This is a genomic window from Actinokineospora auranticolor, assembly GCF_041897805.1.
GTDB classification, from domain to species: Bacteria; Actinomycetota; Actinomycetes; order Mycobacteriales; family Pseudonocardiaceae; genus Actinokineospora; species Actinokineospora auranticolor.
In genome coordinates this window covers 1,811,991-1,835,488 of the sequence record NZ_CP154825.1, presented here as the reverse complement: position 1 = coordinate 1,835,488, position 23,498 = coordinate 1,811,991, and the positions used below count along the sequence as shown (strand labels likewise).

At 72.4% G+C, this 23,498-nt stretch carries 19 protein-coding genes and 2 tRNA genes; 9 read left to right on the top strand and 12 right to left on the bottom strand.

Annotation, left to right across the window (positions count from 1 at the left end):
• Positions 1–10: 10 nt before the first annotated feature.
• Both V5P93_RS08705 and V5P93_RS08700 read left to right on the top strand, forming a co-directional pair.
• Positions 11–508 carry a GNAT family N-acetyltransferase gene (locus tag V5P93_RS08705; protein WP_104482009.1) on the top strand — a complete coding sequence of 166 codons (498 nt, stop codon included), beginning with the start codon at positions 11–13 and terminating at the stop codon, positions 506–508.
• Positions 509–519: 11 nt separating this feature from the next.
• On the top strand, positions 520–1,194 hold the full coding sequence (locus V5P93_RS08700) for a uracil-DNA glycosylase (RefSeq protein ID WP_104482008.1): 675 nt from the start codon (positions 520–522) through the stop codon (positions 1,192–1,194).
• 342 nt (positions 1,195–1,536) lie between these two features.
• On the opposite strand, the gene V5P93_RS08695 is transcribed toward V5P93_RS08700, so the two are convergent.
• Entirely contained in the window at positions 1,537–2,949 is a 1,413-nt protein-coding gene (locus tag V5P93_RS08695; protein WP_245931623.1) for a PLP-dependent aminotransferase family protein, read from the bottom strand.
• Between the two features lie 67 nt (positions 2,950–3,016).
• Between V5P93_RS08695 and V5P93_RS08690 the strand changes: the two genes are divergently transcribed.
• Positions 3,017–3,682: a pyridoxamine 5'-phosphate oxidase family protein gene (locus V5P93_RS08690; protein WP_245931621.1), complete on the top strand. Its 666-nt coding sequence runs from the start codon at positions 3,017–3,019 to the stop codon at positions 3,680–3,682.
• Between the two features lie 24 nt (positions 3,683–3,706).
• On the opposite strand, the gene V5P93_RS08685 is transcribed toward V5P93_RS08690, so the two are convergent.
• Complete coding sequence (locus tag V5P93_RS08685; protein ID WP_104482007.1) at positions 3,707–4,177, bottom strand: cysteine dioxygenase family protein; 471 nt, start codon at positions 4,175–4,177, stop codon at positions 3,707–3,709.
• Positions 4,178–4,561: 384 nt separating this feature from the next.
• Here V5P93_RS08685 and V5P93_RS08680 point away from each other — a divergent pair, with 384 nt between their 5' ends.
• Together V5P93_RS08680 and V5P93_RS08675 are read left to right on the top strand one after the other, a co-directional pair.
• Positions 4,562–5,161, top strand: a complete 600-nt coding sequence (locus tag V5P93_RS08680; RefSeq protein ID WP_104482006.1) for a sigma-70 family RNA polymerase sigma factor — start codon at positions 4,562–4,564, stop codon at positions 5,159–5,161.
• Positions 5,158–5,886 carry an anti-sigma factor domain-containing protein gene (locus tag V5P93_RS08675; RefSeq protein WP_104482005.1) on the top strand — a complete coding sequence of 243 codons (729 nt, stop codon included), beginning with the start codon at positions 5,158–5,160 and terminating at the stop codon, positions 5,884–5,886. Before V5P93_RS08680 ends, V5P93_RS08675 begins: the two co-directional genes overlap by 4 nt.
• A 1,881-nt stretch (positions 5,887–7,767) precedes the next feature.
• On the opposite strand, the gene V5P93_RS08670 is transcribed toward V5P93_RS08675, so the two are convergent.
• The 3 genes from V5P93_RS08670 to V5P93_RS08660 are packed head-to-tail and all read right to left on the bottom strand — an operon-like array spanning position 7,768 to position 10,607.
• A complete protein-coding gene (locus V5P93_RS08670) occupies positions 7,768–8,859 on the bottom strand; it encodes a cystathionine gamma-lyase (RefSeq protein WP_104482004.1) in 1,092 nt (363 codons plus the stop codon).
• The gene (locus V5P93_RS08665) at positions 8,856–9,866 is read right to left on the bottom strand and encodes an NAD(P)H-dependent glycerol-3-phosphate dehydrogenase (RefSeq protein WP_104482003.1); all 1,011 of its coding nucleotides are present in this window, start codon (positions 9,864–9,866) and stop codon (positions 8,856–8,858) included. Before V5P93_RS08665 ends, V5P93_RS08670 begins: the two co-directional genes overlap by 4 nt.
• Before the next feature lie 12 nt (positions 9,867–9,878).
• Positions 9,879–10,607 (bottom strand): 1-acyl-sn-glycerol-3-phosphate acyltransferase, encoded by a 729-nt coding sequence (locus tag V5P93_RS08660; protein WP_104482002.1) that lies wholly within the window; start codon positions 10,605–10,607, stop codon positions 9,879–9,881.
• A gap of 117 nt (positions 10,608–10,724) precedes the next feature.
• On the opposite strand from V5P93_RS08660, the gene cofC reads away from it, so the two are divergent.
• The 3 genes from cofC to V5P93_RS08645 all read left to right on the top strand — a co-directional run bounded on the left by cofC (position 10,725) and on the right by V5P93_RS08645 (position 14,980).
• Positions 10,725–11,369: a 2-phospho-L-lactate guanylyltransferase gene (cofC, locus tag V5P93_RS08655; protein WP_245931620.1), complete on the top strand. Its 645-nt coding sequence runs from the start codon at positions 10,725–10,727 to the stop codon at positions 11,367–11,369.
• Between the two features lie 473 nt (positions 11,370–11,842).
• Positions 11,843–14,026, top strand: a complete 2,184-nt coding sequence (locus V5P93_RS08650) for an RNA degradosome polyphosphate kinase (RefSeq protein WP_245931622.1) — start codon at positions 11,843–11,845, stop codon at positions 14,024–14,026.
• Between the two features lie 3 nt (positions 14,027–14,029).
• The gene (locus V5P93_RS08645; RefSeq protein ID WP_104482000.1) at positions 14,030–14,980 is read left to right on the top strand and encodes an NUDIX hydrolase; all 951 of its coding nucleotides are present in this window, start codon (positions 14,030–14,032) and stop codon (positions 14,978–14,980) included.
• Between the two features lie 1,081 nt (positions 14,981–16,061).
• Here the strand turns inward: V5P93_RS08645 and V5P93_RS08640 are convergent.
• The 3 genes from V5P93_RS08640 to leuC all read right to left on the bottom strand — a co-directional run bounded on the left by V5P93_RS08640 (position 16,062) and on the right by leuC (position 19,073).
• Positions 16,062–16,751: an HU family DNA-binding protein gene (locus V5P93_RS08640; RefSeq protein ID WP_104481999.1), complete on the bottom strand. Its 690-nt coding sequence runs from the start codon at positions 16,749–16,751 to the stop codon at positions 16,062–16,064.
• 274 nt (positions 16,752–17,025) lie between these two features.
• Positions 17,026–17,628 (bottom strand): 3-isopropylmalate dehydratase small subunit, encoded by a 603-nt coding sequence (gene leuD, locus V5P93_RS08635; protein ID WP_104481998.1) that lies wholly within the window; start codon positions 17,626–17,628, stop codon positions 17,026–17,028.
• A gap of 11 nt (positions 17,629–17,639) precedes the next feature.
• Positions 17,640–19,073, bottom strand: a complete 1,434-nt coding sequence (leuC, locus tag V5P93_RS08630) for a 3-isopropylmalate dehydratase large subunit (protein WP_104481997.1) — start codon at positions 19,071–19,073, stop codon at positions 17,640–17,642.
• Between the two features lie 64 nt (positions 19,074–19,137).
• Here leuC and V5P93_RS08625 point away from each other — a divergent pair, with 64 nt between their 5' ends.
• On the top strand, positions 19,138–19,839 hold the full coding sequence (locus V5P93_RS08625) for an IclR family transcriptional regulator (protein ID WP_181043774.1): 702 nt from the start codon (positions 19,138–19,140) through the stop codon (positions 19,837–19,839).
• A gap of 907 nt (positions 19,840–20,746) precedes the next feature.
• Here V5P93_RS08625 and V5P93_RS08620 read toward each other — a convergent pair.
• The 4 genes from V5P93_RS08620 to gltX form a co-directional block, all read right to left on the bottom strand.
• Positions 20,747–20,819: transfer RNA gene (locus tag V5P93_RS08620), tRNA-Glu, on the bottom strand.
• Positions 20,820–20,905: 86 nt separating this feature from the next.
• Positions 20,906–20,980: transfer RNA gene (locus V5P93_RS08615), tRNA-Gln, on the bottom strand.
• A 102-nt stretch (positions 20,981–21,082) separates the two neighbouring features.
• Complete coding sequence (locus V5P93_RS08610) at positions 21,083–21,880, bottom strand: HAD family hydrolase (protein ID WP_104481995.1); 798 nt, start codon at positions 21,878–21,880, stop codon at positions 21,083–21,085.
• Between the two features lie 131 nt (positions 21,881–22,011).
• Entirely contained in the window at positions 22,012–23,496 is a 1,485-nt protein-coding gene (gltX, locus tag V5P93_RS08605; protein WP_104481994.1) for a glutamate--tRNA ligase, read from the bottom strand.
• Positions 23,497–23,498 lie beyond the last annotated feature (2 nt).

Genomic DNA, 23,498 nt, shown 5'->3' with positions numbered 1-23,498 from the left:
GAATCGACGGGTGCGTATCGAGATCCGGGAGTACGGCCACCCCGATGCGGTGAAGCTCACCGCCGAGGTGCAGCAGGAATACATCGTCCGCTACGGCTCCGTCGACGAGACACCGGTCGACCCGGCCCAGTTCGCCCCGCCCGTCGGCCTGTTCCTCGTCGGCTACCTCGACGGCGCCCCGGTCGCGATGGGCGGCTGGCGGGTGCACGGCGACGGGTCGGCGGAACTGAAGCGGATGTACGTGACCCCGTCGGCGCGCGGCCTGGGCCTGGCCCGGGCGCTGCTCGCCGAACTGGAGTCGACCGCCGCGGCGGCGGGCCACCCGCGACTGGTCCTGGAGACCGGGACGATGCAGCCGGAGGCCATCGCGCTCTACGAGTCGTCCGGCTACCGCCCGGTGCCCGCGTTCGGTTACTACGCCGACGAACCGGAGTCGCGGCACTACGGCAAGACCTTCGTCGCCCCCGGTCCGATCCCCGCCGAAAGCGCCGCCGAGCAGGGTGAGTAACCTCTCCGGCCGTGGCACGACCGCTGAGTGAGATCGTCGAGTCCGGGTGGGCCGAGGCGCTGGCGCCCGCCGCCGACAAGATCGCCGAGATGGGCGAGTTCCTGCGCGCGGAGGTCGCCGCCGGGCGCACCTACCTGCCCGCCGGGGACAACGTGCTGCGCGCGTTCAAGCAGCCCTTCGCCGACGTGCGCGTGCTGATCGTGGGCCAGGACCCGTACCCGACCCCCGGGCACGCGGTGGGCCTGTCGTTCTCGGTGGCGCCGGACGTCCGGCCGATCCCCAAGAGCCTCATCAACATCTACAAGGAGTACGTGGACGACCTGGGTCACCCGACCCCGTCCAACGGCGACCTGACGCCGTGGGCCGAGCACGGCGTGCTGCTGCTCAACCGGGCGCTGACGGTGCAGCCGGGCAACGCGAACTCCCACCAGGGCAAGGGGTGGGAGGAGGTCACCGAGCAGGCCATCCGCGCGCTGGCCGCGCGCGGCGGTCCGCTGGTGGCGATCCTCTGGGGCCGCAACGCCAGGAACCTGCGCCCCCTGCTGGGTTCGGTCCCCGCGATCGAGTCGGCCCACCCGAGCCCCCTCTCCGCGCGCAGCGGCTTCTTCGGCTCCAAGCCGTTCAGCCGCGCGAACGAGCTGCTGGAGCAGCAGGGCGCCGCACCGGTCGACTGGAAACTGCCCTGACCCCCCGCTGAATCCGCTTCGAACGGCGGCCCCGCCCCTCCGGCTGGGCCGCCGTTCGCGTTCACCCAGCACAGCACGCGCGGTCATGAAGATGGCCTCCGGCCCCCGGAGTCCATCTTATCGGCGCCCTCCGACGGTTCCGCGAGAAGAGATCAAGCCTGTGGACAAGTCGGTGAGGCGACGGCCGGGTCGCGGAAGGGGCGCGCTGGGCAGCGAGACGCTGTCCACCGGCTTGATCATCATCGCCGGGAACTGTCCGTGCCCGCCGGTAAAATGGTCATCGGGGGCCGGAGGCGCGCCCTTGATCATCTCCCGGGCCGCCGCCGCTGTCCGCCACAGTCATCAACCGAGGTTCGCCGGGTGCGAACTCGGTGGGTGGGTCTCGGACAGCAGGGCGAGCAGGGCAGGCAATGCGGTGGTGAGCTGCGGGCGCGAGCAGGCCGCGTAGCCGAGGGCGATGCCGAACCAGGTCGGCGGGCCGTGGTGGTGCCGGGCCAGGCCGTCGAGTTCCAGTCCGCGCGCGGCGGCAGCGGCGATCAGCCGGTCTTCCGCGGCGGCCGACGGCAGCGGGATCACCAGGTGCGCTCCCGCGTCGTCGCCGAGGAAGCGCACGCCGGCCGCGCTCAACGCGTCGACCAGGAACGTGCGGCGCTCGGACAGTTCGCGCCGCAACCGCCGCAGGTGTCGACCGAGGTCTCCGTTGCGCGCCAACTCCACCAGCACGAGCTGCCCCGCGGGCGCCGGGCTGGTCCCCGTCGCCTCCCGGTGCGCCAGCACCGCCGACACCACGGTCGGCGGTGCGACCATCCACCCCGCGCCCAGTGTCGGGGTGAGGATCTTGCTCGTCGTCCCGAGGTGCACCACTACGTCCGGCGCCAGCGACGCGAGCAGCGGCAGCGGTGCGACGTCGTAGCGCAGTTCGCCGTCGTAGTCGTCCTCGATCACCAACCAACCCGCCCGCCGCGCGCGCTCCACCAGCGCGACCCGCCGCTCGGCGGACATCCGCCGCCCCAACGGGTACTGGTGCGCGGGCGAGCAGTAGACCGCGCGCGCACCGGCGGGAATGACGTCGAGGAGCAGACCGTCCTCGTCGACCGGCGCGGGCACGACCCGCAGCCCCGCGGCCTCCATCGCCTGCACCGCGCGCTGGTAACCGGGTTCCTCCACCGCGACCACGTCACCGCGGCGCAGCACGGACGCGGCCAGCTCGGCCACCGCCGCCGTCGTGCCGCCCGTGGCCAGCACCGACTCGTCCACGCTCACCCGCAACCCGCGGTGGCGCAGCAGGTGCTCGGCGACGACCGCGCGGTAGGCGGGCAGGCCCGCGCGCTCGTGCCGGGCCAGCGGCAGCACGTCGGCCGCGCCCCGCCAGGCCCGGCGCCACGCGGGCTTGTCGATGCCGCCCGCCCACGGCGAGCCCGGTCGCAGGTCCACAAGGGAGGGCGCGGCGCCGGGGGCGGGCGCGGGCCGGGGGCGCGCGTCCGGGAAGCCGGGCGGCGCGGTCGTCACGTAGGTGCCCGAGCCGTGCTTGCCGGTGATCCAGCCCTCGGCGTGCAGCTGCTCGTACGCGGCGGCCGTCACCGTCCGGCTGACGCGCAGCTGGACCGCCAGCGCCCGCGTCGACGGGAGCCGGTCGCCGCTGCGCAACCGGCCGTCACCGGCGGCGGCGCGCAGCTCCTCCGCGAGCTGCACGGCCAGCGGCACGGTCGACTCGCGGTTCAGGGTGACCGGCAGGGCGGGGCTCTCCGACACCAGTGGCCTCCTGAAAACTCCTCGCTGTGGCCCTGTCAGGATGCCACTCGCGTGCGGCAGCGTGGTAGCCGTGAACCCGAACAGCACCGGCACCGCCCCTCTGTCCCCCACCGAGCGCAGCACCATCCGCCGTGGCGCCAAGCGGGCCGTGGCCGAGCGGGACGCGCTGTGGGCCCTGCTCGACGCGGGCCTGGTGTGCCACCTGTCGACCGTGGTCGGCGGCGCGCCGCTCGTGCTGCCGACCGGCTACGGGCGCGACGGCGACACCCTCTACCTGCACGGCTCGACCGGCGCGCTCAGCCTGCGCACGGCGGCCCAGGGGATCGAGGTGTGCGTCGCGGTGACGCACGTGGACGGGATCGTCTACTCGCGTTCGGCGTTCCACCACTCGATGAACTACCGCTCGGCCGTCATCCACGGCACAGCGGTGGTGGTGACCGGCGCGGAGCAGAAGACGCACGGCCTGCGCGTGCTGACCGAGCACCTGGCGCCGGGCTCGTGGGAGCACTCGCGGCAGCCCAACAAGAAGGAGGTCGCCGCGACCACCGTGCTGGCGCTGGACCTGACCGAGGCGGCGGTGAAGACCCGCACGGGCGGGCCGAACGACGACGAGGAGGACATCGCCGCCGACACCGCGTGGGCCGGGGTGCTGCCGCTGCGCACGGTCTGGGGCGAACCCGAGCCGCAGACCGCGCACATCGCCGTCCCCCCGCACATCGCGGGCCGCGCAGGCTAGACCCGTTCGAGCCCGGTGACCTGGCTAGACCCGTTCGAGTCCGGTGACCGGGTCGATGCGGTAGTTGCGCATGGCCGGGCGGGCCGCGCGGTAGACGTGGATGCTGACCGCCGGATCAGGTGAGTCGTTGGTCACCTGGTGCACGTAGCCGGGGCCGAAGACCCGCGACTGCCCGGCGACGAGCGCGTGCAGCGCCTCCGCCGCCCGGCCCGGCACCGCGACCCGCTCGGTCAGCGCGCCGCTGACCACGGTGAAGGCGCCGCTCGCGGACGAGTGGTCGTGCAGGTCGGTGCGCTGCCCGGGCAGCCAGCTCATCAGCCAGACCTCCTGGCCGTCCGCGCGGTCGACCAGCGCGGCGAACCGCTCGGCGGGGTCGTAGCGCAGCAGGTGCGCCCAGCGGGACCGGTCCTCGGCGTACCGGCGCGCGATGAGCGCCGGGTGCGAGTCGGCCGGCGTGGCGGTGAGGGCGATGGTGTTCGGCGGCACGGCGAACATGGCTGGTTTCACTCCAGGAAGGGATGTTGCTCTGCGGGACGCGCGGGCTCGGCTCGGCCACGCGGGTGGGCCGGGGGGACGGGCTGGGTCACCGACAGCGACAGAGCGCGCTCGCGACCCGGCTGAGGTCGATGTGACCCCGCCGGTCGGTCATGGCGCGTAGCAACACGCCGCGAGTCGAACCAGGGGCCGACGCCCGGGTCAACGGCGCCCAGGTTCTGGGATGGTGTGCGGATCTCCGACGCGCGTGGTCGGAGCGGGAACCCGCACGCCGTGTGATCCGCGCTACACAGCGCCGGTCCCGGGCACCCATCCGCGGGCCCCGGTACGCCGAATGACCGGGCAGCGCCGCACGGCGCGAGGGGCGGCATCGAGGAGAGTGGCATGGCCGAACGGGTTCGGCGGATCACCGGTGGCGCGGGTGCGGCCGAGGCGGGCCCACCCGAACCGGAGGTGCTGCTGCAGCTGGTCGCCCGCGGTGACGAGGGCGCTTTCGAACGGCTCTACGACGCGGTGTCCGCCCCGGTGTTCGGGTTGGTCCGGCGGATCGTGCGGGACCCGGCGCAGTCGGAGGAGGTGACCCAGGAGGTGCTGCTGGAGCTGTGGCGCACCGCCGCGCGCTACAACCCGGAGCGGGGCAGCGCGATGACCTGGGTGCTGACCATGGCGCACCGCCGCGCCGTCGACCGGGTGCGCTCGGCGCAGTCGGCGACCGACCGCGAGGACCGGGCGCACCGGCGGGAGGCCGCGCGCCCGTTCGACGAGGTGGCCGAGCAGGTGAGCACGCGGTTGGAGCACGAGCAGGTGCGCCGCTGCCTGTCCTCGCTGACCGACCTGCAGCGGGAGTCCGTGGAGCTGGCGTACTACCGGGGGTTGACCTACCGGGAGGTGTCGGAGCTCCTCGGCACCCCGCTGGGCACCATCAAGACCCGATTGCGCGACGGTCTCATCCGGCTGCGCGACTGCCTGGGGGTGGCTCGATGACGACCGCGGACATCCACGCGCTGACCGGCGCCTACGCCCTCGACGCGATCGAGGAGTTCGAACGGGCCGCGTTCGAGCGGCACCTGGCCGAGTGCGACTCGTGCGCGCAGGAGGTGAGCGAACTGCGCGCCACCGCCGCCCGCCTGGGCGCGGCGGTGGCCGAACAACCGCCGCCCCGGCTCAAGGCGCGGGTCATGGCGGGCATCGCCGAGGTGCGACAACTCCCGCCGGTCGGCCCGATCCCCGGCCCCCGCAACCGCCGGTGGCCGCTGCGCCTGACCGGTGTCGCGGCGGCGCTGCTGCTGGTGGTGTCGGTGTCGCTGGGCGCGCTGCTGGTGCGCAACCAGCAGCAGCTCGACGACGAACGCGCCCAGACCAAGGCCGTGGTGGCGCTGCTGTCCGCCGACGACGCCAAGGTCCTGTCCCGAACCGGCGGCACGGGCGTGACCGGCACGGTCGTCGTCTCGCGCAGCCTGGGGCAGGTGATGCTGATGGCCGCGAACGTGCCCCAGGCGCCGAGCGGCAAGACCTACCAGGTGTGGCTGATGGAACCGGACGGCACCAAGCCCCGCTCGGTCGGCGTGATGAACCCGGACAGCGCGGGACGCATGTCCACCTTGGACACCGCGCTCGGCAGCGCGGGCATGTTCGGCGTCAGCATCGAGGCCGCGGGCGGCTCGTCCACCCCGACCGACGTGGTCATGACGATGCCCCTACCCGCGTGATGAAGAGGATTCCGACCGTTTAGACCGGGGCATACCGGACGCGGACCGGCACCGACCGAAGGGTTCGGCGCCGGTCCGCTTGCTTGTCACCCGACTCTGCCCCCACGACCCACCCAAGCAACGCGCCGCCCCCACGACCCAGCCCCCTGACCCGACCGCCTTCCACGCACTATCCCCAGCCGCCCCACAGGCCGCCGCAAGAATCCCGGCCCCGCATACGCAACACCCGCACCCACCCGACCGGCACCGCGCCCACCTCTTCCCTTCCTCCCCTCTTACCCCCCAACCACCACCCTCGCGCACGCGAAGCACTCCCACCAACACCCCACCCCAGCTCTCCCCTCCCCGAACCAACCTCCTTCCGCTCTTCTCTCCCGAGCCATCCACACAACCGCCGCAGGATCCCAGCCCCCGCCGAACGCGACGCGCCCCTGCCACACGCCTTGATTGGGTGGACTTGCTTTGCGTGGGGGGACGAGCCTGCCAAGCTTCCCGGCGGGTGGGGTGGCTTGCCATCCCCGCCGCTTTTGCCCCACCGCGGGCTCGTAGGGGCCCCGCGCAAAGCAAGTTCGCCCGATCGAGGCCGCCCTTGTTTTTCGCGTGGGGCTGGACTGATGAACCCGGCCCGGCGCTGGTCTGGCCTGGGTGGTGAGGTGGGTATCGATCGCCCCAGCGGGGACCTGTTCTCCCGTGGTCTGAACGCGAGAATCGAGCTGTGCTCGATGGGGTGAAACGTCTTTGCGCGGGGCCCCTACGAACCTGCGGTGGGGAAGAGCGGTGGGGAGGGGCAAGCCCACCCCACCCGCGGGAGAGCTTGACAGGCCCGTCCCCCCACACAAAGACGTTCCACCCCATCGAGCAGACAGCAGGAGCGCGAAAAGTTCTGCGGGGTCGGGCTGGCACACGTCGGCGGGCAGTGGGCTCGGCCTGGCGGGGCGGGGACAAGTTGCGAGGCGACTTGGCCTGGGTGGGCGAGTACGGCTCGGGCGGGTGGGGCCGGGCTCGGTTTGGCGGGGCGGGGAAGGGTTGCGAGGCAGCCTGGGCGGGGTGGGCGAGTGCGGCTTGAGCGGGTGGGGCCGGGCTGGCACACATCGGCGGGAAGCGGGCTCGGCCTGACGGGGTGGAGACAGTTGCGAGATGACCTGGGTGGGCAGGGCGTGCGCGGCTTGGGCGGGTGGGGCCGGGCTGGCACACATCGGCGGGAAGCGGGCTCGGCCTGACGGGGTGAGGACAGTTGCGAGGCAACCTGGGTTGGGAGGGAGTGTGCGGCTTGGCAGGTGGAGGCCGGGCCAGCACACATCGGCAGGCAGCGAGTTCGGCCTGACGGGGTGGACACAGTTGCGAGGTGACCTGGGTTGGGAGGGAGTGTGTGGCTTGGGCGGGTGGAGGCCGGGCCAGCACACATCGGCAGGCAACGGGTTCAGCCTGGCGGGGTGGAGACAGAGGTGGCCTGGCCTGGGTGAGCGTGTCCGGCTTGGCTGGGGCTTGGGGGTCACTTTCTTTGTTTGACAACCCCGCCCGGACCCAGGACAGCCCCCGCCCTCCTCCGGGGGGACAGCCCTGCTCCAGCCTATCGGCACCAGGGCACCGGGAAAGAGACCGCGAAATCCTGTGGATGGACGCGGCGGATGTGGACAACTCGCGATCAAGGAAAGTCCCGCCGAGTGGGCCAGCGGGTTCGGTGTGGCGGGCTGGAGACAGTTGTGAGACGGCCTGCGTGGGCAGGGCGTGCGCAGCTTGGGCTGGCGGAGGCCGTGCCGGCACACGTCGCCGGGTAGTGGGCTCAGCCTGCCCCGAAACCGACCTCTGCCGGGCGGTCAGGAACCTGACGCGCGGCAGAGCTGGGCAGCCTGCCGACCAACCCGGACGCGACCCGGGCGGTCAAAGCCGGTCGAGCGCGGCGCGGAGGTCGGCGGTCAGGTCGGACGGGTCCTCGCAGCCGCACGACAGGCGGAGCAGTCCGGCGGGGACCGCGTCTCCCCACCGGGCCCGGCGGTCGGCCGTGGTGTGCAGGCCGCCGAAGCTGGTGGCCGCCGAGACGAGTCGGCTGGCACCCAGGAAGGCCGCGACCGCGTCCTCGTCCGCCAATTCGAACGTGACCACCCCGCCGAAGCGGCGCATCTGGCGCGCGGCCACCGGGTGCGCCGGGTCGTCGACCGACCCCGGCCACCGGACGCCGCGTACCGCCGGGTGGGCGCGCAGCACGGCGTACACCGCCGCCGCGTTCTCCGCTTGGCGCGCGAGCCTCAGGTCCAGCGTGCCCAGGCCGCGGTGGGCGAGCCACGCCTCGAATGGACCCGCGACCGCCCCGCTCGCCGTGCGTTCGGCGCGCAACCGGGCCGCCAACTCCGCGTCGCGGGTGCTGATGTGCCCCAGCACCAGGTCGCTGTGCCCGGACAGGGCCTTGGTGTCGCTGGCCACCACCACGTCCGCGCCCAGCTCCAGCGGCCGCTGCCCCAAAGGCGTCGCCGTCGTGTTGTCCACGGCGACGAGCGCGCCCGCCGCGTGCGCGAGCGCCGACACCGCCGCGATGTCGCACACGTCGAGGCCGGGGTTGGACGGTGTTTCCAGCAGCACCAGCCGCGCGCCTTCGACCACCGAGGCCGACCACTCCCCCGCCGTCGGCACCTCGCGCACGTCCAGGCCACCCATGTGGTCGCGGACGTACGAACGGGCCAGGTAGTACCCGTCCGATGGGAGCACGACCGTGTCACCCGGCCGGAGCACCACGCGCAGCAAGGCGGACACGGCGGCCATCCCGGACGCGTAGACCAGGCAGTCGCCGCCGTCGAGGTCGCCGATCGCCGACTCCAGCGCGCGCCAGGTCGGGTTGTCCGCGCGGCCGTAGAAGTCGCCGCCGGGCTCGCCCAGGTGGAACTGGGCGGCGAGCACCGGCTGCGGCGGCAGCGGTTCGCCCGTGCGGGCCGGTTCCAGACCCGCGTGCACGCAGCGGGTGCCGTCGCCGTCGTTCACCGTTCCGGCTTCGTCTTGCGGCCGATGAGCTGACCGGCCATCTCGTGCAGGTCGAACCCGTCGTGGCAGACCCGGTGCACGACCTCGGTGATCGGCATCTCCACGCCGTGGCGCACGGCCAGTTCCCGGATGGACGAACAGGACTTCACGCCCTCCGCGACCTGCCCGCCCACCGCGGCCTGGGCCTGCGCCATCGTCTCGCCGCGGCCCAGCCGGGCGCCGAAGGTCCGGTTGCGCGACAGCGGCGACGAGCACGACGCCACCAGGTCGCCCAGCCCGGCCAGACCGGCGAACGTCATCGGGTCCGCGCCCAGCGCCGCGCCCAGCCGCCCGATCTCGGCCAGGCCCCGGGTCATCAGCGTGGCCAGGGTGTTGGCGCCGAAGCCCAAGCCGTCGGCCATCCCGCAGGACAGCGCGATGACGTTCTTGCCCGCGCCGCCCAGTTCGCAGCCGATGACGTCGGTGATCGTGTACGGGCGGAAGTAGCCGGTGGTGCACGCCTGCTGCAGCGCGACCGCGCGGTCGTGGTCGCGGCAGGCGATGACCGTCGCGGTCGGCTGCTCCTCGGCGATCTCCTTGGCCAGGTTCGGCCCGGACACCACCGCCACGTGGTCCTCCGGCACGCCGGTGACGTCGACGACCACCTCGCTCATCCGCTTGAGCGTGCCCAGTTCCACCCCCTTGGCCAGGCTGACCAGAGTGGCGTCGGGGTGCAGCAGCCCGCGCCAGGCCGTCAGGTTGTGCCGCAGCGTCTGGCTGGGCACGGCGAGCACCACGGTGCCCGCGCCGTCGAGCGCCAGCCGGGGGTCCGATGTGGACCGCAGGCTGTCCGGCAGCCGCACCCCGGGCAGGTAGGCGCCGTTGCACCGGGTCTCGGCGATCTCCTCGGCGACGTCGCGCCGCCGGGCCCACAGGGTGATCTCGCGGCCGGTGTCGGCCATCACCTTGGCGAAGGTGGTGCCCCACGACCCCGCGCCGAGCACCGCGATCTTGTCCGCGCCGGTCATCGCGCCGTCCGCTCAGCCGGAGTTCTCGTCGGCGGCGCGCGCGGTGCCCGGCCGGTAGAAGTCCGCGGGCTCCGGTTCGCCGCGGACCTCCGCCAGCAGCGCGCGGACGTGGGACATCAGCAGGTCGGTGACCTCGCGCAGCAACTGGTTGGTCACCGGCTGCCCCCGGTAGGCCGACAGGTCGACGGGGTCGCCGAGCAGGGTGACGACCTCCTTGCGGGGGAACGGCCGGAACTTCTTGGTGTAGCCGTCCCAGATCTTGTTGCTCCCCCACCGCGCAGCGGGGATGACCGGCACGTCGTTGTCCAGGGCCAGCCGGGCGACACCGGTGCGGGAGCGCATCGGCCAGCCCTCGGGGTCCTTGGTGATGGTGCCCTCGGGGTAGATGAGCACGACCTTGCCCTCGCGCAGCGCGTCGTGCGCGGCGCTGAGGCTGTGCTTGGCGTCGGTGGTGCCGCGGTAGACGGGGATGCCGCCGGAGCCCGCGAGCATCTTGCCGAAGACGGGGACCTTGAACAGGCTGTCCTTGGCCATGAACCGGGGGATCCGCTTGTTGCGGTGCACGAAGACCGCGTCGTTGGGCGGGTCCAGGTGGGAGACGTGGTTCATCACCAGCAGCGCCGCGCCCTCGGCGGGCAGCTTCTCCGCGCCCCGGTAGGTCCGCTTGCCCAGCCAGCTCAGCGGGTAGAACACCACCGCGGCCGCCCCGATCCAGAAGCCGCCCTTCTCGCGCTTGCCCAAAACCCGCTCCTCCTCGTGCTGCCCGGCCCGTGACCGGTGAGTCTCCCTGGCGTCCCGCGACGGGTCCACCACCGGGGTGCCCGCCGCGGCGCGCCGCGCACTGGCAGTATCGAACGCGTGGCGGACCTCGCGCTGGTGGACCTCGTGGTGCCGGTCAAGCACCTGGACCGGGCGAAGTCCCGGCTGCGCGGCGCCGTGCCGGGTGGACTCGACGCGCACCGCGCCCTGGTGCTGGCCGTCGTGTCCGACACCATCGGCGCCGCACTGGCCGCCCCCGGCGTCCGCCGGGTGCTGGTGGTGTGCGAGGACTCCCGGGTGGTCGAGGCCCTGGCGGGCACCGGCGCGGAGTGCGTCGACGAGCGCGGCCTGCCCGGCCTGAACGCCGCCCTGCGCTTCGGCGCCCGGCGGCTGCGCGCCGACGACCCGCGCGTGGCAGTGGGGGCGTTGCAGGCGGACCTCCCGGCCGCGCGCCCTTCGGACATCGACGAGGCCATCACCGAGGCGGACGGCAGGCGCGCGTTCGTCGCGGACCGCCCCGGCACCGGCACGGCCCTGCTGATCGGCGCCCCGGGCGAACCGCTGGCCCCCCGCTTCGGCCAGGGCTCCGCGACCGCCCACGCCCGCGACGCCGCCCGCGTCGGCGACCACCTGCCCTACCTGCGGTGCGACGTGGACACCCCGGACGACCTCACCCTGGCCCGCGACCTGGGCCTCGGCCCCCGCACCGCCCGCGTGCTCGAAGCCACCTGCCGGGTCTGCTGACGCCCGACCACATCCCGCCCAACCCTCACCCCAGCGCGGGCAAGAGGTCCCTGGCATGGGGAACCAGCGCCACCGCCCTCGCAACACGCAAAAGTGGCTTGGCCCACCTCGAAGCCACCTGCCGGCCTGCTGACAACCACGCTTCGCCCACACCTCGCCCCAGCGCGCGCGAGGGGTCCCCTGGCATAGGGGAACCCCTATTTTCAAGCCTACGCGGCAACGACCGAGCGGCGGAAGTCGACCTCGACCTGTGGACAACTCGGGCGGATGTGGAGGACCCGCCCCCGACCAAGATCAACCACAGCGAGCCCGGCCGGGCCACGCCCACGGCCAAGCGCCGCCGGACGAGCGGCGCCGGATGGGACAACCGGTGCCCAACCGCCGAGAATTCACGGTGGCGTCGGTCGCGCGGGTGCGCCATCGGTTGTCACGTGCCTGACAATGGGCCGGTGAGCACCTCGGACCAAGAGCAGTTGACCAGCCAGGACGCCCCCGCGACCGGAGCCGCCCCGGCGCAGCGCGCCGTGCCGTCCGCGCCCCCGGCGGTGACCCCCGCCGCGGTGCCGACCGACCTGCCCGACGACCGCTACCTCAACCGGGAACTGTCCTGGTTGGACTTCAACTCCCGGGTCCTGGCGCTGGCCGAGGACGCCTCCCAGCCGCTGCTGGAGCGGGCCAAGTTCCTGGCGATCTTCGCCTCGAACCTCGACGAGTTCTACATGGTGCGGGTCGCGGGCCTCAAGCGCCGGAACGAGACCGGCCTGTCGGTGCGCAGCGCCGACGGGCTCACCCCGCGCGAGCAGCTGGCCTACATCGCCAAGCGCAACCAGGAGCTGGTCGACCGGCACGCCAAGGTCTTCGAGGACCAGGTCCGCCCGGCGCTGGAGGAGTGCGGGATCCGCATCGCCAACTGGGAGCAGATCACCGACGAGGAACGCACCCGGCTGTCGAACTACTTCCGCGACCAGGTGTTCCCCGTGCTGACCCCGCTCGCGGTCGACCCGGCGCACCCGTTCCCCTACATCTCGGGGCTTTCGCTCAACCTCGCGGTGACGGTCCGCGACCCGGAGGGCGGCCGCGAGCGCTTCGCCCGCGTGAAGGTGCCGGACAACGTGCCGCGGCTGGTGCCCATCGACCGCAGCGCCGACGAGCAGGTCGCGGTGTTCCTGCCGCTGGAGGAGCTCATCGCCGCGCACCTCGACGCGCTGTTCGCGGGCATGGACCTCACCGAGGTGCACGCCTTCCGGGTGACCCGCAACGCCGACATGGAGGTCGAGGAGGACCGCGACGAGGACCTGCTCAAGGCGCTGGAGCGGGAGCTGGCGCAGCGCCGGTTCGGCCCGTCGGTGCGCCTGGAGATCGCGGGCGACATGAGCGACCACATGCTCGAACTGCTGCTGCGCGAGCTGGAGGTGCACCCCGGCGACGTGGTCATCGTGCGGGGCCGCGACTCCGACGGCTTCGACGGCGGCCACGCGCTGCTGGACCTGTCCTGCCTGTGGCAGATCTACGGCGTGGACCGCAAGGAGCTCAAGGACCCGCCGTTCGTGCCCGCCACGCACCCGGCGTTCGGCGAGCGGGAGACCCCGAAGAGCATCTTCGCGACGCTGCGCGAGGGCGACGTGCTGGTGCACCACCCGTACGACTCGTTCTCCACCAGCGTGCAGCGGTTCATCGAGCAGGCCGCGAGCGACCCGCACGTGTTGGCCATCAAGCAGACCCTGTACCGCACCTCCGGCGACTCCCCCATCGTGGACGCGCTCATCGACGCGGCCGAGGCGGGCAAGCAGGTGGTGGCGCTGGTCGAGCTGAAGGCGCGCTTCGACGAGCAGGCGAACATCAAGTGGGCGCGGGCGCTGGAGAAGGCGGGCGTGCACGTGGTCTACGGCCTGGTGGGCCTCAAGACGCACTGCAAGACCTCGCTGGTGGTGCGCCAGGAGGGGTCCACGATCCGCCGCTACTGCCACATCGGGACGGGCAACTACAACCCCAAGACCGCGCGGCTCTACGAGGACGTCGGCCTGCTCACCGCGGAGCCCGCGGTCGGCGCGGACCTCACCGACCTGTTCAACGTGCTCACCGGCTGGGCCCGCCAGGACGAGTACCGCAGCCTGCTGGTCGCCCCCTACGGCGTGCGGCGCGGCATCGTCGAGCGGATCGAGCGCGAGGTCGAGCACCTGCGGGCCGGTCGCCCGGCCGGGGTGCGGATCAAGGTGAACTCCCTGGTGGACGAACAGGTCATCGACGCGCTCTACCGGGCGTCGCAGGCCGGGGTGCCGGTGGACGTGGTGGTGCGCGGGATCTGCGCGCTCAAGCCGGGTATCCCCGGGTTGAGCGAGAACATCCGGGTGCGGTCCATCCTGGGCCGCTTCCTGGAGCACTCGCGCATCTTCCACTTCGCCGGGTCCGACGAGCACTGGATCGGCAGCGCGGACATGATGCACCGCAACCTCGACCGCCGCGTCGAGGTCACCTGCCGGGTGACCGACCCGAGGCTGACCGCGCAGCTCGACGCCATCTTCGACTCGGCGCTGGACCCGTCCACCCGGTGCTGGGTGCTGCTGGCCAACGGCGAGTGGGAACCGTCGCCCGCGGACGGGTCGACGGTGCGCGACCACCAGGCCGAGTTGCTCAAGCGCCACCGCGCCACCGGCTGAGCCGTGGTACGGAACGTCCGCGCCGCGGGCGCGGTGCTGTGGCGGTTCCGAGGTGCCGGGGACACCCCCGGCGCCTCGGCCGTCGAGGTGGCCATCGTGCACCGGCCGCGCTACGACGACTGGAGCCTGCCCAAGGGAAAGCTGGAGCGGGGCGAGACGCGGCACGCCGCGGCGGTGCGGGAAGTGGCGGAGGAGACGGGTTTCGCCGCCGTCCTGGGCCGCCACCTCGGCCGCGTCGGCTATCCGGTCCCGGAGGGCGACAAGACGGTGGACTACTACGCCGCGCGCGCCGCGGGCGGGGAGTTCGCCCCGAACGAGGAAGTCGACGAGCTGCGCTGGCTCCCCGCGGCCGCCGCGGCCGACCTGCTCAGCTACCCGCACGATCGGGTGGTTCTGTCCCGGTTCACGGAGTTCCCGCCCGACACGGTCACGGTGTTGCTGGTGCGCCACGGGCACGCGGGCCGCAAGAAGCTGTGGACGGGTCCCGACGACCAGCGGCCGCTCTCGCCGACCGGGCGGCACCAGGCGGACGCCCTCACGGCGCTGCTGCCGCTGTTCGGCGCGGACCGGGTCTTCTCGGTCCCCAAGGAGCGTTGCGTGGCCACAGTGGCGCCGCTGGCGGGGTTGCTGGGTGTCCCGGTCGTACCCGAGCCCGCGCTGGCCGAGGCCCCCCGGCCGCCCGACTCCCCCCGCGGACCCACCGACCCGGCCCCGGCGGTGGCCCGCCTGCGGGACATCGCCCGCGCGGGTGGCACGCCCGTGGTGTGCAGCCAGGGCGGGGTTATCCCGGGCGTGGTCGGGGCGCTGCTGGCCGACCTGCCGGGCGGCTCCGGAGTGGAGCCCGACGAGCTGAAGAGCCCCAAGGGAAGCGCCTGGGTGCTCAGCTTCACCCCCGACGGGCGGCTGGTGTCCGCCGACCACATCCCCCACCCGGCCCAGGCGGACCGGGCGTAGGCCCAGGCGGGACGCATCGCCCCGGCGGTCGGAGAGCCCGCGGGTGACCAGCCGGGATGTGGCCCGCCCAGCGTGGTTCGGCGCCTGCGGTGACCACCCGGGCCCCGCTTCCACCGCGCCCCGCGGAATCCCCGCGGCCCGGTCCGAACACCCCGACCGCGTGGCGGTCGAGGGATCGGCAAGCAGGCCCGGATCTCCTCCGCCGCCACGATCCCGCCCGGGCTGCGCGCCTGGCGCCGCGGTACGGCACCGATCGCGGTCGGGTCTCCAACGAACCCATGACCTGCCCGGCCTTCGACGCCGGTGCCTCGAACGCACCCCAGGAGGCCAACACCCACCCCGCTCGGATCTCGCCCGCCGCAGCGCGAGCGGCCCCGCCTCGGGCCGCCCTCCGGAACCACGGTCCGCCCCAACGTGTCCACTCGACCGCACCGCGGCGGCCCGGACCCGGCCCACGCGGGACCCTCGATCCCCAGCTCCACTGCCTGCCGAAGACTTCGCCCCCGGCACCCGGGCAACGCCTTCGAATCCCGCTCCGACCTCGCCGTGAGCAACGGATCCCCGGCAACGCCCCTCCGCGAACCGCGCCGCGAAAGCGGACCCGCCCAATCCCCTATCCAGACCCGAGCACGGCCGAGAAGCCCCGATCCCCACCTCGGCGCGGCGGAGCCAACCGTCTCCACCACATATCCCGGCGCCTGCCCGCGGCCCCCGATCCCGGTCCCGACCCCACTCCGGACAACGATCCCCGCCAATCCCCAACCGGCCCGAAGCGCGAGCGAGGGGTCCCCCGCAATAGGGGAACCCCTGTTTTCAAGCCTACGTGGGAAGGCGCGCGGGCGAGAGTCACCGATGTCCGGCTGTGGACGACTTCGACGTGTGTGGATGGCCGCCGAAGGCGCGCGCGGCGCCGGGCGCGACCGGTCGGGCGGGGCCGGAAAAGGGCCTGGACCAGGGAAAGCAGCCAGGTCCGGACACGCGAGAGCCCCGCACGGGGGAAGCGTGCGGGGCTCTCGCGATGTGCTGGAAAACCACTCCGGCGCCGGAACCCGCGCGGGCCCCGGCGACCGTGGGGGCGACGTTACTTCTTGGTCGCCTTGGCGGTCGCCCGAGGCGTGCTGCTCTTGGCGGCCGTCGTCTTCTTGGCGGCGGTGGTCTTGGCCGCCGTGGTGGTCTTCTTCGCCGCGGTGGCCTTGGGGGCCGCCGCCGTCTTCGTCGCGGCCGCGGTCTTGGTGGCCGCCGCCGGCTTCGCCGCCGCCGCGCGCGTGCGCGTGGTGGTGGCCTTGGCCGCGGTGGTCGCCGCCGCGGGCTTCGCCGCCGCCGCGCGGGTGCGCGTGGTGGTGCTGCGCGTGGTCGCCGCCGCGGGCTTCGCCGCCGCGGGCTTCGCCGCCGCCGCGCGGGTCGTGGTGGCGGGCTTCGCCGCCGCGGTGCCACGGGTGGCGGTCGCGGTGCGGGTCGTGCCGGTCGCCTTGGTGGCCGCGACCTTGGGCAGCTTCTTCGCCCCGCTCACGACCTCCTTGAACATCGTGCCCGCGCGGAAGGCGGGAACGTTGGTCTTCTTCACCTTGACCGTCTCACCGGTGCGCGGGTTGCGCGCGGTCCGGGCGGCACGAGCGCGCTTCTCGAACACGCCGAAGCCGGTGATGTTGACCTTCTCGCCCTTGTTGACCGTGCGAACGATCACGTCGACCAGACCGTCGACCGCGGCGCCCGCGGCCTTCTTGTCGCCAAGACGCTCGGTCAACGCCTCGATGAGTTGGGCCTTGTTCACCCTTCAGTCCTCCGTAAGAGAGCCACACTGCCGTTTACGGCCGATTCCGACCGACTTCTGGCAAAGATAGGCCCAAATGCGCGCGATTTCCACGCGACGCGCCCGATTTTTCCTTGGCTCGTGCCAGGACCACCCCCCGCGGGGGTGCGAATCGGAGGTTTTCGGGCGTCGCGCTGGGCGCTGGAGGCGGGGCCGGGATGGGTTGTGGACGCCGGGATCGGCGCCGGGGCGGGCCGGAACCCCCGGTGTGCGAAGGGGATTCCGGCCCGGTCCCTCAGGAGGCCTGAAGGGGGGTGGTAACCGGCAGGTACGAGGCCCTGGCCTGCTCGAACGTGTCGATTTCGGTGCTGTGCCGCAGGGTCAGGGCGATGTCGTCGAGGCCCTCCAGCAGCCGCCAGCGGGTGTAGTCGTCCACCTCGAACCGGGCGGTGAAGTCCTTGGCCTGGACGGTCTTCTCCCGGAGGTCGACCGTGACCTGGGTCCCAGGCTCGGATTCGAGCAGCTTCCACAACAGTTCGATGTCGGACTGCTCGCAGACGGCCGCCAGCAGCCCCGCCTTGCCCGAGTTGCCCCGGAAGATGTCGGCGAAGCGGGCCGACAGCACGACCCGGAAGCCGTAGTTCGACAGCGCCCAGACCGCGTGCTCGCGGGAGGAGCCGGTGCCGAAGTCCGGTCCGGCCACCAGCACGCTGCCCGCCCGGTAGGGCTCCTGGTTGAGCACGAAGTGCTCGTCGGAGCGCCACGCGGCGAACAGGCCGTCCTCGAACCCGGAGCGGGTGACGCGCTTGAGGTAGACCGCGGGGATGATCTGGTCGGTGTCCACGTTGGACCGGCGCAGGGGCACCCCGACGCCGGTGTGGGTGGTGAACGAGTCCATGTGATCTACCCTCAGTTCTGCGCGTCGGCGCTGGTAGCTGCGGTGACGAGGTCTTCCGGCGAGGACAGCGTCCCCCGCACGGCGGTGGCCGCGGCCACCAGCGGCGAGACCAGGTGGGTGCGCCCGCCCTTGCCCTGCCTGCCCTCGAAGTTGCGGTTCGATGTGGACGCGCTGCGCTCCCCGGGGGCGAGCTGGTCGGGGTTCATGCCCAGGCACATGGAGCAGCCCGCCTGGCGCCATTCGGCCCCGGCGTCGAGGAACACCTTGTCCAGCCCCTCGGACTCGGCCTGCGCGCGGACCCGCATCGAGCCGGGCACCACGAGCATCCGCACGCCGTCGGCGACCCGGTGCCCGCGCAGGATGTCGGCGGCGGCGCGCAGGTCCTCGATCCGCCCGTTGGTGCAGGAGCCCAGGAAGACCGTGTCGACGCTGATGTCGCGCAGCGGCGTGCCGGGGACCAGGTCCATGTACGACAGGGCCTTCTCCGCCGCGACGCGCTCGTTCTCGTCGGCGATCTGCGCGGGGTCGGGCACCCGGTCGCCCAGCGGCAGCCCCTGGCCGGGGTTGGTTCCCCAGGTGACGAACGGGGTCAGGGTGTCGGCGTCGAGCACCACCTCGGCGTCGAACACGGCGTCGTCGTCGGTGCGCAGCTCCCGCCACGCCGCGACGGCGGCGTCCCACTCGGCGCCCTCGGCCGCGTGCGGGCGGCCCTTGAGGTAGGCGAAGGTGGTCTCGTCCGGGGCGATCATCCCGGCGCGGGCGCCCGCCTCGATGGACATGTTGCAGACCGTCATCCGCGCTTCCATCGACAGCTTCTCGATGGCGGGGCCGCGGTACTCGAGCACGTAGCCCTGCCCGCCGCCGGTGCCGATCTTGGCGATCACCGCGAGGATGACGTCCTTGGCGGTGACACCGGGGCGCAGTTCGCCCTCGATGGTGATGGCCATCGTCTTGAAGGGGCGCAGCGGCAGCGTCTGGGTGGCGAGCACGTGCTCGACCTCGGAGGTGCCGATGCCGAACGCGAGCGCGCCGAACGCACCGTGCGTGGAGGTGTGGCTGTCGCCGCACACCACGGTCATGCCGGGCTGGGTCAGGCCGAGCTGCGGACCGACCACGTGCACGATGCCCTGCTCCGCGTCGCCCATGGGGTGCAGCCGGACGCCGAACTCCGCGCAGTTGCGGCGCAGCGTCTCCACCTGGGTGCGCGAGACCGGGTCGGCGATCGGGAGATCGATCCCAACCGTCGGGACGTTGTGGTCCTCGGTCGCTATGGTCAGGTCGGGCCTGCGCACCGGCCGACCGGCTAGCCGCAGGCCGTCAAAGGCCTGCGGGCTGGTCACCTCGTGCACGAGGTGCAGGTCGATGTAGAGCAGGTCGGGTTCGGCACCGCTGCCCCGGCGCACCACGTGCTGGTCCCACACCTTCTCGGCGAGCGTTTTGGCCATCGCCAATCACCATCAGCTTCCCACGGACTGGACTTCCCACATAACGGGAAAGTAGTATCGAGACGTGGGACAGCATAGCGGCATCGGAGTTCTGGACAAGGCAATGGCCGTACTGCAGGCGGTGGCCAAGGAGCCGTGCGGCCTGGCGGAGCTGTGCACCAAGACCGGCCTCCCCCGGGCGACGGCGCACCGGCTCGCGGTCGGCCTGGAGGTGCATCGCCTGCTGCGCCGGGGAAGCGACGGCCGCTGGCGCCCGGGCGCCGCGCTGGCCGAACTCGCGGGCGGTGCCACCGACCCGCTCCTCGACGCGGCGACCGCGGTGCTGCCGCGGTTGCGCGACCGCACCGGCGAGAGCGTGCAGCTCTACCGCCGAGATGGTCTACACCGGATCTGCGTCTGCTCCGCCGAGCCGCCGAGCGGCCTGCGCGACACGGTCCCGGTCGGCGCCCGCCTGCCCATGACGGCGGGCTCGGGCGCCAAGGTCCTGGCCGCCTGGGCCGACCCGGCCACCCAGCGCAGCCTCTTGGCCGACGCCGTCTTCGGCGAACGCGCCCTCCTCGAAGTCCGCCGCCGCGGCTGGGCCCAGAGCGTGGCCGAACGCGAACCGGGCGTGGCCAGCGTCTCCGCCCCCGTCCGCGACGCGGCAGGCCAGGTGGTGGCGGCCGTCTCGGTCTCCGGCCCCATCGACCGCATGGGCCGCCGCCCGGGCGCCCGCTGGGCCGCCGACCTCCTGGCCGCCGCCGACGCCCTCCAGAACCGCCTCTAACCCCCTTCTCCCAACCCCCACCCACCCCGCACGCCCGCGCCTCCCGCGCGGGCGTTCTTCTTCTCCACCACATCAACGCCCCTCCACCTCCCGACTGCGGAGCTGGGCACGTCGTGTCTGTCCTAGCCGTTCGCGAAAAAGATGCACGGCCTCGCTTGGGCGAACTTGCTTTGCGCGGGGCCCCTACGAGCCCGCGGTGGGGCAAAAGCGGTGGGGATGGCAAGCCACCCCACCCGCCGGGAAGCTTGGCAGACTCGTCCCCCCACACAAAGCAAGTCCACCCAACCAAGGCGCACAGCAGGGGCGCCTTGCGTCAGGTGGAGCTCAGGCTCAACCGGCAGTTGGCGGGATGGCTGAGGAGAGAAGCAAGACCCGGGACAGCGGGCGAAGCACGCCGCGTTGGCGACCACCGCGAGATTCCGCGGCGGTCGGCGGAGTCGCCAGAGACGGGAAGCGAGGAGCAGCAGGACAGCCCCAGCTCAACGAGCAACACGCCCAAGCCCAACCGACCGAATCACCACAGCAGGAACAACCAAGGCAGGCGACATGAGCCGCATCGCATTGGCCCACGCCCTCAGAACCACACAGCACTCAGGAACACACCCAGCGAGAACCCACAAGCCAATTACGCGCCCAACCCCAAAACACAACCCCCACACCCGCCAGTCCGAAAATCACTCCCGAACCAATCCCCGCCCCGTCCTTCGCCCTAGCCCCACCCCACGACCTCCGATGGCCGAAGGCCGAAGGCCGAGCCACCCCCACCCAACCCGACCGCCCCACTCCGGCACCCGCTGGTTCGGCACCGATCGCACCGTGGGGGTCTGGGGGCTCGGCCCCCAGATACAAAAGCGGAAGAGGCCTGCGAAGGTGCCAAGCACCAAGCAGACCTCTTCCACCTTTTCCGTAGCCCCGACGGGATTCGAACCCGCGCTACTGCCTTGAGAGGGCAGCGTCCTAGGCCGCTAGACGACGGGGCCAAGACTTTGTTCAGTTGTTTTGCCGCCGTTTGCTTTCTGGCGGGCCTTGCTGGGAGAGACTCTAGCAGAGTGCTTTTCCGTCTCTCTGGCTGGGGTACCAGGACTCGAACCTAGACTAACTGAACCAGAATCAGTCGTGCTGCCAATTACACCATACCCCACCGCCCGCGCGGTCCAGGCTCGTCACCGTGCGGTGCCGAGTGGCTGTCCTGCGTGCTGGGGAAGATGTTAGACCACGGGGCCGCTGATCGAGAAATCGACCCCTACCCGCGTGGGGCGGGGAGGGCGGAGGCGCTGGTCACGGTGGGTGTGCGGTACTCGGTGACGAGCAGGGCGGGCAGGTCGGCGAGGGTGTCCACGACGGGTACGCCGGGTTCTTGTGGTTCACCGGTCCGGGTGCGGTCGAGCCAGATGCCGCGCAGTCCGGCGTCGCGGGCGCCGTGCGCGTCGAGGTCGAGGCGGTCGCCGACGTGGGCGGTGCGCTCGGGTCGGGCGCCCAGTAGGCCGCAGGCGGTGTGGAAGATCACCGGGTCGGGCTTGGCCGCGCCCAGTTCCCCGGCGCTGACCACGGCGTCGAAGAACCGCCCGAGGCCGAGGTCGACGAGTCTGCCGCGCTGGTGCGGGCCTGAGGCGTTGGTCACAGCGGCGATCTTGATGTCGGCCGCGCGCAGCCAGTCCAGGCAGGGCAGCACGTCGGGGAACAGCCGCCAGGCGCGGCTCATCTGGTGCAGCCTGCGGTCCTCCAGCTCGGCCACGGTGTCGTCGTCACAGGGGGTGCCGAGGTCGGCGAGGAACGCTTTCGTGCGCGCGCGGCGCATGGTGTCGTAGTCGAGTTCACCCGAGACGACCAGCGCGCTGTGCTCCTCGGTGACCCGCTGCCAGGCCGACCACATGTCGTCGCGGCCGATCAGGACCGACAGCGCGGTGCGCGCGGAGCCGGTGAAGTCGATCAGGGTGTCGTCTATGTCGAGGCAGACGGCCTCGATCGTGGGCGGCTCGTGCGCCGGGGTGGGCCCGCGAGTGATCGAAGTGGACGGTGCGGGCACGAGCGCTGAAGTCATCCAGCGAGGCTAGATCTCCCGACGCCCCCGGCGATTCGTCTGCATAGGTGATGTTTCGTCATCTGACACGGTAAAGCGCGGACGCCCCGCGACAGCCTGAGATCGGACTATCGCGGGGCGCCACTGTTCCGTTACGCCAACGCTTTTCGCAATCGGGTGAGAGTACGGTCACGACCCAACAGCTCGAGCGACTCGTAGAGCGGGGGGGACACCGTACGGCCCGTGGTGGCCACCCGCACGGGGGCGAACGCCTTGCGCGGCTTGAGTCCCAGGTCGTCGATCAGCGCGGTCTTCAGCGCCTGCTCGATGGCCGCGGTGGTCCACTCCGGCAGGGCTTCCAGCGCGGCGACGCTCGCCTGCAATACGGGTGCGGCATCGGCGCCGAGGTTCTTCGCCGCCGCGTCGACCTCCGGGGTGAACTCGTCTTCTCCCGTGTAAAGGAAGCGGACCATCGGCACCGCGTCGGACAGCACGATCAGCCGCTCCTGCACCAGGGGGGCGATAGCGTCCACAGTGGCCAACTGCGCCTCGGACGGTTCGTCGGGCAGCACGCCCGCCGCCTTGAGGTACGGCAGCACCCTGGTGACGAACTCCCCTTGCGGCAGCGCGCGCAGGTGTTCGCCGTTGATCGACTCGGCCTTCTTCAGGTCGAAGCGGGCCGGGTTCTGGCTGACCCGGCCGATCTCGAAGGCCGCGGTCATCTCGGCCATCGAGAAGATGTCGCGGTCCTCGGCGATCGCCCAGCCCAGCAGCGCCAGGTAGTTGAGCAGGCCCTCGGGGATGAACCCGCGGTCGCGGTAGGCGAACAGGTTCGACTCGGGGTCCCGCTTGGACAGTTTCTTGTTGCCCTCCCCGCGCACCAGGGGCAGGTGCCCGAAGTGCGGGGTGAACTCGGCGACGCCGACCCGCTGCAGGGCCTCGTGCAGCGCGATCTGCCGCGGCGTGGACGGCAGCAGGTCCTCGCCGCGCAGCACGTGGGTGATCCGCATCAGCGCGTCGTCGACCGGGTTCACCAGGGTGTAGAGCGGTTGGCCGTTGGCCCGCACCAGCACCGGGTCGGGCACGCTGCCCGCCGGGAAGGAGATCTCGCCGCGGACCAGGTCGGTGAAGGTGATGGCCCGGTCGGGCACGCGCAGGCGCAGCACCGGCTCGCGGCCGTCGGCGCGGAAGGCGGCCTTCTGCTCGTCGGTGAGGTCGCGGTCGGCGTTGTCGTAGCCCAGCTTGGGGTCCTGGCCCTTGGCCTTGCGGCGGGCCTCGACCTCCTCGTTGCTGGAGAACGACTCGTACAACTCGCCCGCGTCGGTCAGCCTGCGCACCACGTCCTGGTAGATCTCGTGGCGCAGGCTCTGCCGGTACGGACCGTGCTCACCACCGACCTCGGGGCCCTCGTCCCAGTCGATGCCGAGCCAGCGCAGCGCGTCGAGGAGGGCGTCGTAGCTCTCCTCGGAGTCGCGCGCGGCATCGGTGTCCTCGATGCGGAAGACGAGTTTCCCGCCGTGGTGGCGAGCGAACGCCCAGTTGAACAGGGCGGTGCGGATGAGCCCGACGTGCGGTGTGCCGGTCGGTGACGGGCAGAAGCGGGCTCGTACTGGGGTATCTGCGTTTGGCGTGCTCATGG

Excerpts from the sequence above, each read along its gene's own strand:
- V5P93_RS08685 (WP_104482007.1), bottom strand. The coding sequence starts at position 4,177 with ATGTTCGCCGTGCCGCCGAACACCATCGCCCTCACCGCCACGCCGGCC.
- leuD (WP_104481998.1), bottom strand. The coding sequence starts at position 17,628 with ATGGACTCGTTCACCACCCACACCGGCGTCGGGGTGCCCCTGCGCCGG.
- leuC (WP_104481997.1), bottom strand. The coding sequence starts at position 19,073 with ATGGCCAAAACGCTCGCCGAGAAGGTGTGGGACCAGCACGTGGTGCGC.
- V5P93_RS08610 (WP_104481995.1), bottom strand. The coding sequence starts at position 21,880 with ATGACTTCAGCGCTCGTGCCCGCACCGTCCACTTCGATCACTCGCGGG.
- V5P93_RS08680 (WP_104482006.1), top strand. The coding sequence starts at position 4,562 with ATGGCCGAACGGGTTCGGCGGATCACCGGTGGCGCGGGTGCGGCCGAG.
- V5P93_RS08675 (WP_104482005.1), top strand. The coding sequence starts at position 5,158 with ATGACGACCGCGGACATCCACGCGCTGACCGGCGCCTACGCCCTCGAC.
- V5P93_RS08665 (WP_104482003.1), bottom strand. The coding sequence starts at position 9,866 with ATGACCGGCGCGGACAAGATCGCGGTGCTCGGCGCGGGGTCGTGGGGC.
- gltX (WP_104481994.1), bottom strand. The coding sequence starts at position 23,496 with ATGAGCACGCCAAACGCAGATACCCCAGTACGAGCCCGCTTCTGCCCG.